At 58.3% G+C, this 16,754-nt stretch carries 12 protein-coding genes; 9 read left to right on the top strand and 3 right to left on the bottom strand.

What is annotated here, in order from left to right:
* Positions 1-180: 180 nt before the first annotated feature.
* The 4 genes from PCPL58_RS05045 to PCPL58_RS05030 all read left to right on the top strand — a co-directional run bounded on the left by PCPL58_RS05045 (position 181) and on the right by PCPL58_RS05030 (position 6,382).
* Complete coding sequence (locus PCPL58_RS05045) at positions 181-2,103, top strand: PrkA family serine protein kinase (protein WP_003372786.1); 1,923 nt, start codon at positions 181-183, stop codon at positions 2,101-2,103.
* 121 nt (positions 2,104-2,224) lie between these two features.
* A complete protein-coding gene (locus PCPL58_RS05040; RefSeq protein ID WP_003433255.1) occupies positions 2,225-3,496 on the top strand; it encodes a YeaH/YhbH family protein in 1,272 nt (423 codons plus the stop codon).
* The gene (locus PCPL58_RS05035; protein ID WP_003433256.1) at positions 3,493-5,055 is read left to right on the top strand and encodes a SpoVR family protein; all 1,563 of its coding nucleotides are present in this window, start codon (positions 3,493-3,495) and stop codon (positions 5,053-5,055) included. Before PCPL58_RS05040 ends, PCPL58_RS05035 begins: the two co-directional genes overlap by 4 nt.
* A 97-nt stretch (positions 5,056-5,152) precedes the next feature.
* Positions 5,153-6,382 carry a multifunctional CCA addition/repair protein gene (locus tag PCPL58_RS05030; protein WP_065348944.1) on the top strand — a complete coding sequence of 410 codons (1,230 nt, stop codon included), beginning with the start codon at positions 5,153-5,155 and terminating at the stop codon, positions 6,380-6,382.
* A 119-nt stretch (positions 6,383-6,501) separates the two neighbouring features.
* Here PCPL58_RS05030 and folK read toward each other — a convergent pair whose 3' ends face one another.
* Positions 6,502-7,026, bottom strand: coding sequence for a 2-amino-4-hydroxy-6-hydroxymethyldihydropteridine diphosphokinase (gene folK, locus PCPL58_RS05025; protein WP_065348943.1), 525 nt, complete (start codon positions 7,024-7,026; stop codon positions 6,502-6,504).
* On the bottom strand, positions 7,017-7,370 hold the full coding sequence (gene folB, locus PCPL58_RS05020) for a dihydroneopterin aldolase (RefSeq protein WP_003316242.1): 354 nt from the start codon (positions 7,368-7,370) through the stop codon (positions 7,017-7,019). Before folB ends, folK begins: the two co-directional genes overlap by 10 nt.
* Positions 7,371-7,444: 74 nt before the next feature.
* Here folB and plsY point away from each other — a divergent pair, with 74 nt between their 5' ends.
* Positions 7,445-8,014 carry a glycerol-3-phosphate 1-O-acyltransferase PlsY gene (gene plsY, locus PCPL58_RS05015; protein WP_024663250.1) on the top strand — a complete coding sequence of 190 codons (570 nt, stop codon included), beginning with the start codon at positions 7,445-7,447 and terminating at the stop codon, positions 8,012-8,014.
* A 23-nt stretch (positions 8,015-8,037) separates the two neighbouring features.
* On the opposite strand, the gene tsaD is transcribed toward plsY, so the two are convergent.
* Positions 8,038-9,063, bottom strand: a complete 1,026-nt coding sequence (gene tsaD / locus PCPL58_RS05010) for a tRNA (adenosine(37)-N6)-threonylcarbamoyltransferase complex transferase subunit TsaD (RefSeq protein ID WP_003372796.1) — start codon at positions 9,061-9,063, stop codon at positions 8,038-8,040.
* 198 nt (positions 9,064-9,261) lie between these two features.
* On the opposite strand from tsaD, the gene rpsU reads away from it, so the two are divergent.
* The 4 genes from rpsU (at position 9,262) to PCPL58_RS04990 (ending at position 16,586) form a co-directional block, all read left to right on the top strand.
* Complete coding sequence (rpsU, locus tag PCPL58_RS05005; RefSeq protein ID WP_002551877.1) at positions 9,262-9,477, top strand: 30S ribosomal protein S21; 216 nt, start codon at positions 9,262-9,264, stop codon at positions 9,475-9,477.
* A 480-nt stretch (positions 9,478-9,957) separates the two neighbouring features.
* Complete coding sequence (dnaG, locus tag PCPL58_RS05000; RefSeq protein WP_065348942.1) at positions 9,958-11,913, top strand: DNA primase; 1,956 nt, start codon at positions 9,958-9,960, stop codon at positions 11,911-11,913.
* 67 nt (positions 11,914-11,980) lie between these two features.
* Positions 11,981-13,831 carry an RNA polymerase sigma factor RpoD gene (rpoD, locus tag PCPL58_RS04995; protein WP_003411788.1) on the top strand — a complete coding sequence of 617 codons (1,851 nt, stop codon included), beginning with the start codon at positions 11,981-11,983 and terminating at the stop codon, positions 13,829-13,831.
* 268 nt (positions 13,832-14,099) lie between these two features.
* Positions 14,100-16,586, top strand: a complete 2,487-nt coding sequence (locus PCPL58_RS04990; protein WP_065348941.1) for a sensor domain-containing protein — start codon at positions 14,100-14,102, stop codon at positions 16,584-16,586.
* Positions 16,587-16,754: the final 168 nt, after the last annotated feature.

Below are 16,754 nucleotides of genomic sequence, written 5' to 3'. Positions count from 1 at the left end.
TCCGAACTATCCTTAGCCTAGGCCATCCGTATTCAGGGGAGAGCCGGTACACCGGCGCGTGGGTCATCGGTAGTTACTTTTAAGGTGTTCTGGGGGGAAACAGCAGCCGTAGTGCTACGGTTGTTGCCAGCATCGACTGACGATCCGCCGCCGGCTCCACGTATCGAGCGAGGTGACGTCATGAGTATATTCAGCCACTTCCAACAACGCTTCGAAAGCACGAGGCAAGAAGAGCTCTCGCTACAGGAGTATCTGGAGCTCTGCAAACAGGATCGCAGCGCCTATGCCTCTGCCGCAGAACGCCTTCTGCTGGCTATAGGCGAACCTGAACTGGTGGATACCTCCACCAACTCCAGGCTGTCGCGCATTTTCTCCAACAAGGTCATACGCCGCTATCCGGCCTTTGCCGACTTCCACGGAATGGAAGAATGCATCGACCAGATCGTTTCGTATTTCCGCCATGCCGCCCAAGGCCTGGAAGAGAAGAAGCAAATCCTGTATCTGCTCGGCCCGGTGGGCGGCGGTAAATCGTCCCTGGCGGAAAAACTCAAGCAACTGATCGAAAAAGTACCGTTCTACGCCATCAAGGGCTCGCCCGTCTTCGAATCGCCCTTGGGCTTGTTCAACGCCACCGAGGACGGTGCGATTCTCGAAGAAGACTTCGGGATTCCGCGACGCTACCTGAGCACCATCATGTCGCCCTGGGCAACCAAACGCCTGGCCGAATTCGGCGGTGATATCAGTCAGTTCAAGGTCGTGAAGCTCTACCCTTCTATTCTCAACCAGATTGCCGTGGCGAAAACCGAACCCGGCGATGAAAACAACCAGGACATCTCTGCGCTGGTCGGCAAGGTGGATATCCGCAAACTGGAAGAATTCCCGCAGAACGACGCCGATGCCTATAGCTACTCGGGCGCGCTGTGCCGGGCCAACCAGGGCCTGATGGAATTCGTCGAGATGTTCAAGGCGCCGATCAAGGTCCTTCACCCGCTGCTCACCGCAACCCAGGAAGGCAACTACAACAGTACCGAAGGGCTGGGCGCGATCCCGTTCAACGGTATCCTGCTGGCGCACTCCAACGAATCGGAATGGCACAGCTTCCGCAACAACAAGAACAACGAAGCCTTCATCGACCGTATCTACATCGTGAAGGTGCCGTACTGCCTGCGTGTCAGCGACGAGATCAAGATTTACGACAAGCTGCTGTTCAACAGTTCGCTGTCCAAGGCGCACTGCGCGCCGGACACTCTGAAAATGCTCGCGCAGTTCACCACACTGTCGCGCCTCAAGGAGCCGGACAACTCCAACATCTACTCCAAGATGCGCGTGTATGACGGCGAGAACCTGAAAGACACCGACCCGAAAGCCAAGTCGATTCAGGAATACCGCGACAGCGCGGGCGTCGACGAAGGCATGAATGGCCTGTCGACCCGTTTCGCGTTCAAGATCCTATCCAAGGTCTTCAACTTCGATCCGCACGAAATCGCGGCCAACCCGGTGCATCTGCTTTACGTACTGGAACAGCAGATCGAACAGGAGCAATTCCCTGCCGAAACGCGCGAACGCTATCTGCGCTTTATCAAGGAATACCTGGCACCGCGCTATATCGAGTTCATCGGCAAGGAAATCCAGACGGCGTACCTGGAATCCTACAGCGAGTACGGTCAGAACATTTTCGACCGCTACGTGTTGTATGCGGACTTCTGGATTCAGGATCAGGAATACCGCGATCCGGAAACCGGCGAGATCCTCAACCGCGTCGCCTTGAACGAGGAACTGGAAAAGATCGAGAAACCGGCTGGCATAAGCAACCCGAAAGATTTCCGCAACGAAATCGTCAACTTCGTGCTGCGTGCCCGCGCCAACAACAATGGCAAGAATCCTACCTGGCTCAGCTACGAGAAGCTGCGGGTGGTGATCGAGAAGAAAATGTTCTCCAACACCGAGGATCTCCTGCCCGTCATCAGCTTCAATGCCAAGGCCAGCAAAGAGGATCAGCAGAAGCACAACGACTTCGTGACACGAATGGTCGAGAGGGGCTACACGGACAAGCAGGTACGTCTGCTTTCCGAATGGTATCTGCGCGTGCGGAAATCGCAGTAAAGCAGCTGCAAGCTTCAAGCTATCAGCTGCAGGCGAAAAGCGATCGAGGCCCGGGCTCGGGATCGACTGCATGCTCGCCTGCAGCTTGATGCTTACAACTTGAAGCTCCCCGGAGGAGCCTATGAGCTATGTGATCGACCGACGTCTCAACGGCAAGAACAAGAGCACGGTAAACCGGCAGCGGTTTCTGCGGCGTTACCGTGACCACATCAAGAAAGCAGTGGAGGAAGCAGTCAGCCGTCGCTCCATCACTGATATGGAACACGGCGAGCAGATCAGCATTCCCGGGCGTGACATCGACGAACCGGTCCTGCACCACGGTCGCGGCGGCAAACAGACCGTTGTTCATCCTGGCAACAAGGAGTTCACCACAGGTGAGCACATCGCCCGCCCTCAAGGCGGCGGTGGCGGCAAGGGCCCCGGCAAGGCGGGCAATTCCGGCGAAGGGATGGATGAGTTTTCGTTTCAGATCACTCAGGAAGAGTTTCTCGAGTTCATGTTCGAAGACCTTGAGCTGCCGAACCTGGTCAAGCGCAACCTGACCGGCACCGACACCTTCAAGACCGTGCGTGCCGGGATCAGTAACGAAGGCAATCCGTCGCGGATCAACATCATCCGTACCCTGCGCTCGGCGCATGCACGGCGCATTGCGCTGTCCGGCAGCAGTCGCGCGAAACTCAGGGAGGCCACTACCGAGCTTGAGCGCATGAAGCGTGAAGAGCCGGATAACTTCGGTGATATTCAGGAACTGGAAGTAGAGATCGACCGACTGAAAGCACGCATCCGTCGTGTGCCCTACCTCGACACCTTCGACCTCAAGTACAACCTGCTGGTCAAGCAACCCAACCCCAGCTCCAAAGCGGTCATGTTTTGCCTGATGGACGTCTCCGGCTCCATGACCCAAGCGACCAAGGACATCGCCAAGCGCTTTTTCATTCTGCTGTACCTGTTCCTCAAACGTAACTACGACAAGATCGACGTGGTCTTCATTCGTCACCACACCAGCGCCCGCGAAGTGGACGAGGAAGAGTTTTTCTATTCCCGGGAAACCGGCGGCACCATCGTTTCCAGCGCCTTGAAACTGATGCAGGAAATCATGGCCGCACGCTACCCGAGCAGTGACTGGAATATCTACGCGGCACAGGCGTCGGATGGCGACAACTGGAACGACGATTCGCCCATCTGCCGGGAAATTCTCACCAAACAGATCATGCCTTTCGTGCAGTACTACACGTACGTGGAAATCACGCCGCGCGAGCACCAGGCCTTGTGGTATGAATACGAACGCATCGGTGAAGATTTTGCCGACACGTTTGCCCAGCAACAGCTGGTCTCTGCCGGTGATATCTATCCGGTATTCCGCGAACTCTTTCAGCGAAGGTTAGTGTCATGACCGCCAGAGAGCAGAAGCGCCAACCCCTTTCCACGGGGTCAGAGTGGACATTCGAACTGATCCGCGCCTACGACCGCGAAATCGGCAGGATTGCCGAGCGGTATGCGCTGGATACCTACCCCAACCAGATCGAAGTGATCACGGCCGAGCAGATGATGGACGCCTATGCTTCGGTGGGCATGCCGCTGGGCTATCACCATTGGTCCTACGGCAAACACTTCCTCAGCACTGAAAAGTCCTATTCTCGCGGCCAGATGGGCCTGGCCTACGAGATCGTAATCAACTCGGACCCGTGTATTGCCTACCTGATGGAAGAAAACACCATCTGCATGCAGGCGCTGGTCGTGGCCCATGCGTGCTATGGCCACAACAGTTTCTTCAAGGGCAACTACCTGTTTCGGACCTGGACCGACGCCAGCTCGATCATCGATTACCTGGTGTTCGCCAAGCAGTACATCATGCAGTGCGAGGAACGCCATGGCATCGATGCCGTGGAGGACTTGCTCGACTCCTGCCATGCGTTGATGAACTACGGTGTGGACCGCTACAAGCGCCCGTACCCGATTTCCGCCGAAGAGGAGCGCCGTCGGCAGAAGGACCGTGAGGAGCACCTTCAGCGGCAGATCAACGATCTTTGGCGCACGATCCCGAAAAATGCCGACAAAAGCAGCAAGGAAGACAATGCACGCTTCCCGGCCGAGCCGCAGGAAAACATTCTCTATTTCATCGAGAAACACGCCCCGCTGCTGGAGCCTTGGCAGCGTGAAGTGGTGCGCATCGTGCGCAAAATTGCGCAGTACTTCTATCCACAGCGCCAGACCCAGGTGATGAACGAAGGCTGGGCGACGTTCTGGCATTACACGCTGATGAATGACCTGTACGACGAAGGGCTGGTCACTGACGGCTTCATGATGGAGTTCCTGCAGTCGCACACCAGCGTGATTTTTCAGCCCGGTTTTGACAGCCCCTACTACAGCGGCATCAATCCCTACGCGCTGGGCTTTGCCATGTATCAGGACATCCGCCGGATGTGCGAAAACCCTACCGATGAAGACCGGCAGTGGTTTCCGGAAATCGCCGGCACCGACTGGCTGACGGCGATCAAGTTTGCGATGACCAGCTTCAAGGATGAGAGCTTCATCCTCCAGTACCTGTCGCCCAAGGTGATTCGCGACCTGAAACTGTTCAGCATCATGGACGACGACCAGCAGGATGACTTGCTGGTGCCCGCCATTCATGATGAAAACGGCTACCGAACCATCCGCGAGATACTTGCTGCGCAGTACAATCTGGGCAATCGGGAGCCCAATGTGCAGATCTACAGCATCGACCGCCGAGGCGACCGCTCGCTGACCCTGCGCCACCAACAGCACAATCGCAAACCGCTCGGTGAATCGACAGACGAGGTGCTCAAACACCTGCACCGGCTGTGGGGCTTTGACATCCACCTGGAAACCTTGCAGGGCGATCAAGTGGTCAAAACCCATCACGTCCCCCCGAAAGGCGAGCATGCCGACAGTGAATATCCCCGGCTTGATATGGCGGTCGTCCACCTTTAAGCGCCAGGGCAATAGCGCTTAAAACGCCTATTCATTCAGCTTTAGCCTCCGCAAGCACGGCACAAGGTTTATCCTGTCGCGCTTACGGAGGTTTTTTATGCAGATTTATAAAGTGGGCGGTGCTGTACGCGACCGTCTTCTGGGTCAACCTGTCACGGACATCGACTGGGTCGTGGTCGGCGCAAACACCGAGGACATGCTGATCAAGGGCTATCGTCCGGTCGGTACAGATTTCCCGGTGTTTCTGCATCCGCTGACCAATGAGGAATACGCGCTGGCGCGCACCGAGCGCAAGAGCGGCGTGGGCTACGGAGGCTTTGTTTTCCACGCCAGCCCCGAGGTGACGCTTGAGCAGGATTTGATTCGGCGTGACCTGACGATCAACGCCATGGCGGAAGACAAGGACGGTAATTTAACCGATCCCTACAACGGCCAGAAGGACCTGGAAGCGCGGATATTGCGTCACGTTTCCCCCGCATTCGCCGAAGATCCGCTCAGGGTCTTGCGCGTGGCCCGATTCGCCGCACGTTACGCCGGTTACGGTTTTACCATTGCCCCCGAGACCCTTGGGCTGATGCGACAGCTCAGTGAATCGGGCGAACTCAAGGCGCTGACTGCCGAGCGAAGCTGGAAAGAGATCTCTCGCGCACTCATGGAGGAACAGCCTCAGGTGTTCATTCAGGTGCTGCACGATTGCGGCGCGCTCAAGGAGCTGATGCCGGAGGTCGAAGCGTTGTTTGGCGTACCGCAGCCGGCGGCGCATCACCCGGAAATAGACACCGGTGTACACGTGCTCAGCGTCCTCGAACAGTCCGCACGCCACAAACACCCGCTAACGGTTCGCTGGGCCTGCCTGCTGCACGACCTCGGCAAAGGGCTGACGCCGGAAGCCGAATGGCCAAGGCACATCGCCCATGAGCACACCGGCCTGCGCCTGATAAAAGTGGTGAACGAGCGTTTTCGTGTACCCAGGGACTGCCAGGAACTGGCGCTGCTGGTCGGCCAGTACCACACGCACGGCCACCGAGCGCTGGAGCTGAAACCCTCGACCCTGCTGGAGCTGCTGCAAAGCTTCGACGTCTACCGCCGCCCGCAGCGTTTTGAAGAGTTCATTGCGGCGTGCGAGATGGACGCGCGAGGACGTCACGGCTTTGAACAACGCAGTTATCCACAGGCCGGTTACCTGCGCGGCGCAGCCGAGGCCGCACGCGCGGTATCAGTACAGCCGTTGCTGGAACAGGGTCTGAAGGGCAAGGAACTGGGTGATGCGCTGAAAAACGAGCGTTTGAAGGCACTGAAAACCTACAAGGCTGAGCACATCGCCTGACAGGCTCTTGTGCACGGTTATCGCTCCCACGCTCCGCGTGGTAGCGCAGCCCTGGACGCTCTGCGTCCGATCTTCAGCCTTGGCACGAGAAGCGTTAGAGCGGGAAGGCGCGGACACGCTCAGCTACGCAGCAAATCCTCAGGCGTCAGTGCCAGCCCGCGCCACTCGAACGCCACCGGCCAAAGCTGCTGATCAATTTGCGCATCAGCCCAAAGTTTGCTGAAGGCAATCCCTACACCAGGATGCAGACGTTCAGGGGCGATCAACGCCAATGGGCGCAGCACGAAGGCATTCTTTAAGATTTCCGCCCTCGGCAGAATCAACCCGTCGAAACTACCGACCTGCTCGCCATACAGCAGCACATCGATATCCAGCGGCAACCCTTTGCGATCCGGGGCATAGCGGCCATTGTCCGCCTCGATGAATTTCAGGCGCCGATCCAGCTCCATCAAGGGCAGATCGGTCAGCGCCGACACCACGAGGTTGAAGAACGGCCCGCTCTTGATACCCACGGCATGGCTCTCAAAAACCGGCGAACAGCTCAGGTCGGTCAGGAAGCCATCCAGCGCATCAAGCCCCGCTACCAAGTGGCGCTCGCGCTCGATGTTGCTCCCCAGGCCGAGGAAAATCCGCGTCAGCGACATCCGCGCTCGATCTCCACGCCCACACCGGCAGCGGCCGCTACAGCACCGGGCTTGGTCAGTTTCAGGCGCAGCCAGGGAATATTGAATTCACCCATCAGCACTTCAGCCAGTCGCTCGGCGAAGGTCTCCACCAGCTGGAACTGTGCCTGCTCGGCGAATGCCTGAATACGTGTCGAAACACTGGCGTAGTCGAGAGCCTTGCTCAGATCGTCCCCAGCAGCTGCGGGGCGATTGTCCCAGGCGAAGCTGAGGTCAAGACGCAGGCACTGACGAATGCCGCGCTCCCAGTCATAGGCGCCAATGACCGTATCGACCTCAAGGCCCTCGATGAAAACTCTGTCCAAGCACTACTCTCCACTGCACGACAAGGGCGCGATGCGCCGTTAGAATCAGGGCATCCTCGCCCGGAATGGTTCGCATGTTTTGGTTACTGGCCACCTTCGCCTACCTGCTTGGCTCGCTGTCCTTCGCCATTCTGCTCAGCCGCCTGAGCGGCAGGCCGGACCCGCGCGCCAGTGGCTCCGGCAATGCTGGCGCGACCAACATGCTGCGTCTGGCCGGAAAAAAACTCGCCATCCTGACCCTGTTCGGCGACCTCTGCAAAGGCCTGGTGCCGATCCTGATCGCCAGCGCCTGGAATATGGACACCGCACAGCAGGGCTGGATCGGCGTGTGTGCAGTGCTGGGCCATCTATTCCCGTTGTACTTCCGCTTTCGCGGCGGCAAAGGCGTAGCGACCGCCGCCGGTGTGCTGCTGGGCCTGTATCCGCCTGCCGCCGCCCTGGCGATAGTCGCCTGGCTGCTGACGCTCTACCTGACCCGCACCAGCTCGCTCGCAGCCCTGATCGCCACACCCCTGACCCTGCCGTTGCTGGCGTGGCAGGAGCCTCATGCGTTGCTGCCGATGAGCGTGTTGACCCTGCTCATCGTCTGGCGCCATCGCGGCAATCTACGCGACCTGCTCGCCGGGCGCGAACGACATTTCTGAGGCGTAACCCACCTCGCCTGCCGTCACAGCCCCGACAACTGCTCCATGGGCCAGCGCGCCTGCACGCTGATGCTCAAATCTTCCTTCTGTCCGGCCTGCAAACGCTGACAACCGGCAAACGCAATCATGGCGCCGTTATCGGTACAAAACTCGGGCCGTGCGTAATAGACATGCCCGCGCAAGTCGCCAAGCATGCTTTCCAGCGAGGCGCGCAGTGCCTTGTTGGCGCTCACGCCACCGGCAATCACCAGGCTCTTGAGGCCGGTCTGCTTGAGCGCGCGCTTGCACTTGATGGTCAAAGTCTCCACTACCGCCTGCTGGAAGGCCAGAGCGATGTCGCAGCGGGTTTGCTCACTGTCGTCTCCAGCGTTCCGGCATTGCTGCCAGGTATTGAGCGCTGAGGTTTTCAGGCCGCTGAAGCTGAATTCCAGCCCGGGCCGATCAGTCATCGGCCGAGGGAAGACAAAGCGCCCCGCCACGCCCTGCATGGCCGCCTTTGAAATCTCCGGGCCGCCGGGGTACTGCATGCCCATCATCTTCGCGGTCTTGTCGAAGGCCTCGCCTGCGGCATCATCCAGGGTCTCGCCCAGCAGCTCGTACTGACCGATGCCGTCGACGCGCACCAGCTGCGTATGACCGCCAGACACCAGCAAGGCGACGAACGGGAACTGTGGCGGGTTTTCTTCCAGCATCGGGGCCAGCAGATGACCTTCCATGTGATGCACGCCCAGCGCCGGGATATCCCAGGCGAATGCCAGCGCCTGAGCGCACGAAGCGCCGACCAGCAAGGCGCCGACCAATCCAGGGCCGGCCGTGTAGGCAATGGCGTCGATATCCGTGGCCACGCAGTCCGCCTCGGCCAGTGTCTGGCGAATAAGGGGCAGCATGCGCTTGACGTGATCGCGTGAAGCCAGCTCCGGCACCACACCGCCATAGGCACGATGCAGGTCGATCTGGCTGAATAATGCGTCCGCAAGCAAACCGCGTTCGCTGTCGTACAATGCGACGCCGGTTTCATCGCAGGAGGTTTCTAATCCCAGTACTAGCATGGGGTTGCGCCTTGTAGGGGGCAGATTTGAAGGCGCGCATAATAGTCGCCGACCGAGGTGCCGACCAGCGGTTTTCGATCAGAGGCTTTGCATTCCTCTCAATGAGGGGTTAACATCCGCAACCCTTAAAAACCGACGTACTTTTGTGCAGTGTTTGCACTGAGCGTTGACCCCGGTAATGAATGAAGGTAGCTCTGGATGCCAGCCGTCAAAGTTAAAGAGAACGAACCCTTCGACGTAGCTCTGCGTCGTTTCAAGCGCTCCTGCGAAAAAGCCGGTGTTCTGGCTGAAGTTCGTAGCCGCGAATTTTACGAGAAGCCGACTTCGGAGCGTAAGCGCAAGGCAGCAGCTGCTGTCAAACGCCACGCCAAGAAAGTCCAGCGCGAACAGCGCCGCGCCGTTCGTCTGTATTAATTTACAGACCTTCGTCGCAAGCTTCTGCCTTGCCCGGCCAACCAGCCGGGCTGTCGGCAGTTACAGCTTCGCTGTTTTGCGTTAGCGTTATTGATTGATCCTGTCCAAGCCGCCGATGCGACTCGGATATGTCAGTCAAGCACGTCCAGCCTGTTCACAGGCTACATCGGTCATGCCCACTCGGGCAGCACATCGACCGATGACCAGACGAGTATGCCTTGATGACTTCGCAAGAAGCTCAGCCAAGGCAGCGTCTTCCGTGCCTTCAAGCTCTGACCACTTCTCGTGGACAACGAAGCTTGCGGCCTTTCTGATCCACTCGCGGGATCAAGCTTTATCCCTTTCAGGCCAACACCGCCCTTCGGATGCAAAGACGTGCCCGTTTATTGCCAACGTCTTCAAAAAGACGGCTGACAGGCTGACGGAACGCTCGTAGAGTCATCCGATACTTTTGCACCACGCTTGAATGATGAGAACGCCATGGCCGGGCTGATTCCCCAGAGCTTTATCGACGACCTTCTGAACCGCACCGATATAGTCGATGTTGTCAGCTCGCGCGTGCAGCTCAAGAAAGCCGGGAAGAATTACACCGCGTGCTGTCCGTTCCACAAAGAGAAAACACCGTCTTTCAGCGTCAGCCCGGACAAGCAGTTCTATTACTGTTTCGGTTGCGGCGCAGGTGGCAACGCGCTCGGCTTCATCATGGACCACGACAACCTGGACTTCCCCCAGGCCGTCGAGGACCTGGCCAAGGCCGCCGGCATGGAAGTGCCTCGCGAACAGAGCATAAAAGGCCAGAAGCCCCGGCAACCGACCGATTCCCCGCTCTACCCGCTGCTGACCGCCGCAGCCGAGTTCTACCGTCAGGCCCTGAAAAGCCACCCGTCACGCAAGGCTGCGGTGGATTACCTCAAGGGCCGCGGGCTGTCCGGCGAAATCGCCAGGGACTTTGGCCTGGGCTTCGCCCCTCCCGGCTGGGACAACCTGTACAAGCACCTGAGCAGCGACTCATTGCAGCAAAAGGTGATGATCGATGCCGGCCTGCTGATCGAGAACGCCGAAACCGGCAAACGCTACGACCGCTTCCGCGACCGGGTGATGTTTCCGATTCGCGATTCACGCGGGCGTGTCATTGCCTTTGGCGGCCGCGTACTGGGTGATGACAAACCCAAGTACCTGAACTCCCCGGAAACACCGGTTTTCCACAAGGGTCAGGAGCTGTACGGGTTGTTCGAGGCGCGCAAATTCAATCGCAACCTCGATGAAATCATCGTCGTCGAAGGCTACATGGACGTCATCGCCCTGGCCCAGCAAGGCTTGCGCAATGCCGTGGCCACGCTGGGTACTGCGACCAGCGAAGAGCACTTGAAGCGCCTGTTCAGGGTGGTGCCCAACGTGCTGTTCTGCTTCGACGGCGATCAGGCCGGGCGTAACGCTGCATGGCGGGCACTGGAAGCGACCCTGTCGAACCTGCAGGACGGACGCCGGGCGCGCTTTCTGTTTCTTCCCGAGGGCGAAGACCCGGACACGCTGGTGCGCTCCGAGGGCACAGATGCGTTCAAGGCACGTATCAATCAGCACGCGCAGCCGCTGGCCGATTATTTTTTCGAGCAACTGACCAAAGAGTCCGACCCGCGCTCGCTGGAGGGCAAGGCGCACATGGCCACCCTCGCGGCGCCATTGATCGACAAGGTGCCCGGCGCGAACCTGCGTATTCTGATGCGTCAGCGCCTGACCGAAATTACCGGGCTGACCGGCGAGGCCGTCAGCCAGCTGGTGCAGAGCGCGCCAGCGGAGGCGCCACCGAGTTACGACCCGTATGTCGACTACGACGCCATGCCTGATTTTGCCGATTACCAGCCACAAGGCGGTTACGAGCCTCAACAGGAATGGACGCAGAAGAAAACCGGCGGTCCGAATCAAAAAAAATGGGACAACAAATCCTGGGGCAAAAAAGGCAAGCGCCAGGACTTCGAACCTCGCACGCCGCGCGTCCCCACCGCCGTCGAGCCGCCCATGCAGGCCGCACTGAGAACCTTGCTGCATCACCCCGAATTGGCGGAAAAGGTCGAAAATGCCAGCCATTTCGCTGCAGAAGACCAATCCAACGCACAACTGCTGGTCGCTCTTATCGAGGCCAGGCAAAAGAATCCGAACCTTCGGTCGTTACAGTTGATAGCGCGATGGCACGGGACTGAGCAGGGCCGTTTGCTGCGCGCACTGGCAGAAAAGGAATGGCTGATTGAGGCCGACAACCTTGAACAACAGTTTTTCGACACTATAACTAGCTTATCCGCTCGCCAACGCGAGCGCAGTCTGGAACATCTGATCAGCAAGGCTCGGCAGACCGAGCTGAGCGCAGAAGAGAAAATTCAGCTTAGGGAACTGCTAAATCGCAATGTTCCCGCACAAACCCCGACCTCAACTGGCGCGTGAGGTCATAGCTCGGGTATAATCCTCGGCTTGTTTTTTGCCCGCCAAGACCTTCAGTGGATAGGGTGTTATGTCCGGAAAAGCGCAACAGCAATCTCGTATCAAAGAGTTGATCACCCTGGGTCGTGAGCAGAAGTATCTGACTTACGCAGAGGTCAACGACCACTTGCCCGAGGATATTTCAGATCCCGAGCAGGTGGAAGACATCATCCGCATGATCAACGACATGGGGATCCCGGTACACGAGAGTGCTCCGGATGCGGACGCCTTGATGCTGGCCGACGCCGATACCGACGAGGCAGCCGCAGAAGAAGCGGCTGCAGCGTTGGCAGCGGTCGAAACCGACATCGGTCGTACCACCGATCCTGTTCGTATGTACATGCGGGAAATGGGCACCGTTGAACTTCTGACCCGTGAAGGCGAAATCGAAATCGCCAAACGTATCGAAGAAGGCATCCGTGAAGTGATGGGCGCAATCGCGCACTTCCCAGGCACGGTTGACCACATTCTCTCCGAATACACACGCGTCACCAGTGAAGGCGGTCGCCTTTCCGATGTTCTGAGTGGCTATATCGACCCGGACGACGGCATTGCGCCGCCTGCCGAAGTCCCGCCGCCTGTCGACCCCAAGGCCGTCAAGGCCGAAGGTGCCGATGACGACGAGGAAGAGTCGGCAGACGCCAGCGACGAAGAAGACGAAGTCGAGAGCGGTCCTGATCCGGTCATCGCCCAGCAGCGCTTCGGTGCGGTTTCCGATCAAATGGAAATCACCCGCAAGGCCCTGAAGAAATTTGGTCGCGACGACAAGCACGCCATTGCCGAAATGGTTGCACTGGCCGAACTGTTCATGCCGATCAAGCTGGTTCCAAAACAGTTTGAAGGTCTGGTGGAGCGTGTACGCGGTGCCCTTGAGCGTCTTCGTGCCCAGGAACGCGCCATCATGCAGCTGTGTGTACGTGATGCACGTATGCCGCGCGCCGACTTCCTGCGCCAGTTCCCAGGCAACGAAGTTGACGAAAGCTGGACTGACGCACTGGCCAAGGGCAAGAGCAAATACGCCGAGGCCATCGGTCGCCTGCAGCCTGACATCCAGCGTTGCCAGCAGAAGCTGTCCGCACTGGAAGAAGAGACCGGCCTGAAAATCGCCGAGATCAAGGACATCAACCGTCGCATGTCGATCGGTGAGGCCAAGGCCCGCCGCGCGAAGAAAGAGATGGTTGAAGCGAACCTGCGTCTGGTGATCTCCATCGCCAAGAAGTACACCAACCGTGGCCTGCAATTCCTCGATCTGATCCAGGAAGGCAACATCGGCTTGATGAAGGCTGTGGACAAGTTCGAATACCGTCGTGGCTACAAGTTCTCGACCTATGCCACCTGGTGGATCCGTCAGGCGATCACTCGCTCGATTGCCGACCAGGCACGCACCATTCGTATTCCGGTGCACATGATCGAGACGATCAACAAACTCAACCGTATTTCCCGGCAGATGTTGCAGGAAATGGGTCGCGAACCGACCCCGGAAGAGCTGGGTGAACGCATGGAAATGCCTGAGGATAAAATCCGCAAGGTATTGAAGATCGCGAAAGAGCCGATCTCCATGGAAACCCCGATCGGTGACGACGAAGATTCGCACCTGGGTGACTTCATCGAAGACTCGACCATGCAGTCGCCAATCGATGTCGCCACTGTCGAAAGCCTGAAAGAAGCGACACGCGAAGTGCTGTCGGGGCTTACTGCCCGTGAAGCCAAGGTTCTGCGCATGCGTTTCGGCATCGATATGAATACCGACCACACCCTTGAAGAGGTTGGTAAGCAGTTCGATGTAACCCGCGAGCGGATTCGTCAGATCGAAGCCAAGGCACTGCGCAAGCTGCGTCACCCGACAAGAAGCGAGCACCTGCGCTCGTTCCTCGACGAGTAATCGCACCAGCGAGTCAACAAGACCCCCGGCATGCCGGGGGTTTTGCGTTTCCGGGCAGAAGAAAATTCAAACTTTGCAGGCCCAGTCGTCAATTGACCAAAACAAGAAGAGGTCAGACGTCAGTCTAATTGCAGCGCCTGACAAATTGACCTACAACTATGTATCACACCAGACAACAGCGCTTTTCAAATCAAGCCTTGGATCATTGAAGTTACAGGGTTACGCCACACCATCATCAGCGATAGTCAGACACGGACGTAAGCCGCATATGCGTGGAGTAATCAACAAAAGTGACCGGGAAGCGTCATGCCTGCCCGAAGGAAAATTCGCCTCGATCTTCGCTCAATGCCCGGATGCCATGCTTATCGTCAGCCTTGCTGACGGGCACATCATGGATGCCAACGAGGCGTTCGTAGAGCGAACCGGCATCCCCCTTGATGAAGTAATTGGCAAGACACCGACAGAACTGAATCTGTGGGCAGTGCCAGGCATCGGCCCAAAAGCCTTGCTGCAATTGCAGACCGGCGATATCCATAATCTGGAGATACCCTTTCGGCGCAAAAACGGCGAAACCTTTTCAGGGCTCATGTCCGCCCAACCGTTCGAGCATAGCCCGATACCTGCCGTGCTGGTGATAGTGCGTGACATTACCCAGCTCAAACAGGCCCGGCAACAATTGCAGCTTTCCGAAGAGAAGTTCGCCAAAGCCTTTCATGCCTCGCCTGACGGGATGGCGATTACCCGGCAGCAGGACGGCATGCTGCTGGAGGTCAACGAAGGGTTCTGCCGCTTGACCGGGTATAGCGAAAAGTACTGCCTTGACCACTCGACATTCGACCTGGGCATCTGGGTCGACCTCAGCGAACGCTCAAGACTCATCGAGCAAATGAAACAATATGGTTTCGTCAGGGATCTGCGGGTCCGGATTCGTAACAGCAATGGCGATGTTCGACTGTGCGAGCTGTCATCTCAACCCGTCATCATTGCCGGTGAAGACTGTCTGCTGACGACTACCCGGGATATCACCGAAAGCAGGCAAATGCAGGAGAAACTCCATCTGGCGGCCACCGTTTTCGAGAGCACTGCCGAAGGAGTGCTCATCACCAATACCGACCAGACCATCAGCGCCGTCAACCGTGCATTCACGGAAATCACTGGCTACAGCGAAAGTGAAGCCATCGGCAAAACCCCTCGCCTGCTTGCCTCTGGCCAACACGACAGCGCGTTCTACGCCGCGATGTGGCACCAACTGGCGGCCGAGGGCCACTGGCAGGGTGAAATCAGCAACCGCCGCAAGAACGGCGAGCTTTACCCGAGCTGGCTGACCATCAGTGCCGTGCGCAACAAGGACAACCTCCTGACCCACTTCGTCGCCGTCTTCGCCGACATTTCCAGCCTCAAACATGCCCAGGCGCGCCTCGACTATCAGGCCCATCATGATCCGCTCACTGGCCTGCCCAACCGAACACTGTTCGAGAACCGGCTTCAGGCCGCTCTGCTGCACAGCGAAGAATCCGGCAGCCTCGGCGCAGTCCTGTTCCTCGATCTGGATCGCTTCAAGCACATCAATGACAGCCTGGGCCACCCGGTCGGCGACCTGTTGCTGAAAGGCATCGCACACCGGCTCAAGGAAACCCTGCGCGACATCGACACCGTCGCGCGCCTGGGCGGCGACGAGTTCATCGTTCTGCTGCCCGGCCTGCTGCAAGCCAGCGACGCACAAGCCATCGCCAATAAATTACTGGCCTGCTTCAACACGCCCTTCGAGGCTGGCGAACATGAGCTCTACATCAGCCCCAGCATCGGCAGCTGTGTGTTCCCCACCGACGGCACAGACGTAGCCACGCTGGTCAAAAATGCCGACGCGGCGATGTACCGCTCCAAGGCAAAAGGCCGTAACCGGGTCGAAAGCTATACCTGCGACCTCAGTGACCAGGCCAGCGAGCGCATCGCCCTCGAGCAGGAGCTGAGAAGAGCCTTGGAGCGCAATCAACTGACGTTGGCCTACCAGCCCAAAATCAACCTGACGAACCACACACTGGCAGGCGCAGAAGCCCTGATCCGCTGGAACCACCCGACCTTTGGCGATGTGCCGCCCGAGCACTTCATTCCCCTGGCAGAAGAAAACGGCATGATCCTGCAGATCGGCGACTGGGTGCTGGAGCAGGCCTGCCGCCAGATGGGTGTATGGCGCAAGGCCTGCCAGCCGTTCGGCCCGTTGTCGGTGAACCTGGCAGGCGCGCAACTGCGCCAGACCAACCTGCTCGAACGCATCGAACAACTGCTCACTGACAACGGCCTCGAACCCGGCTGCCTGCAACTGGAAATCACCGAAAACTTCATCATGAGCCAGACACAGGAAGCGCTGGCCGTGCTGCACCAATTGAAAACACTCCGCGTGCAACTGGCGATCGACGACTTCGGCACCGGCTACTCCTCACTGAGCTACCTCAAACGCCTGCCACTGGACATCCTCAAGATCGACCAGTCCTTCGTCCGCGGCCTGCCGGAAGACACCCACGACGCCGCCATCGTCCGCGCCATCATCGCGCTAGGGCGCAGCCTGCAACTGACCGTGATCGCCGAGGGCGTGGAGAACAGCGAACAGCAGCAATTTCTGACCAGCGAAGGCCGCGAACAGATCCAGGGCTACATCGTCAGCCTGCCCCTCGACGCCGAAGAATTCCGCGAGCGATTTCTTCTTATGAATCTTTCGGACTTTTCGGATAGCACAGCCGCGAAACCGCCGTTATAATCCGCGACCTACTGAGGGCCCATAGCTCAGTTGGTTAGAGCAGAGGACTCATAATCCTTTGGTCCACGGTTCTTATGTGGTATGGATCACAGTGTGGTATTTGAACCGTGGATTTGATAGCTTTACGCAGCAAATTCGGGCCTCTAGCTCATGTTGGTTAGAGCAGCG

The organism is Pseudomonas cerasi (assembly GCF_900074915.1).
Classification (GTDB): Bacteria; Pseudomonadota; Gammaproteobacteria; order Pseudomonadales; family Pseudomonadaceae; genus Aquipseudomonas; species Aquipseudomonas cerasi.
The sequence above is the reverse complement of the archived record's forward strand: the minus strand, read 5'-3'. Positions and strand labels throughout refer to the sequence as shown.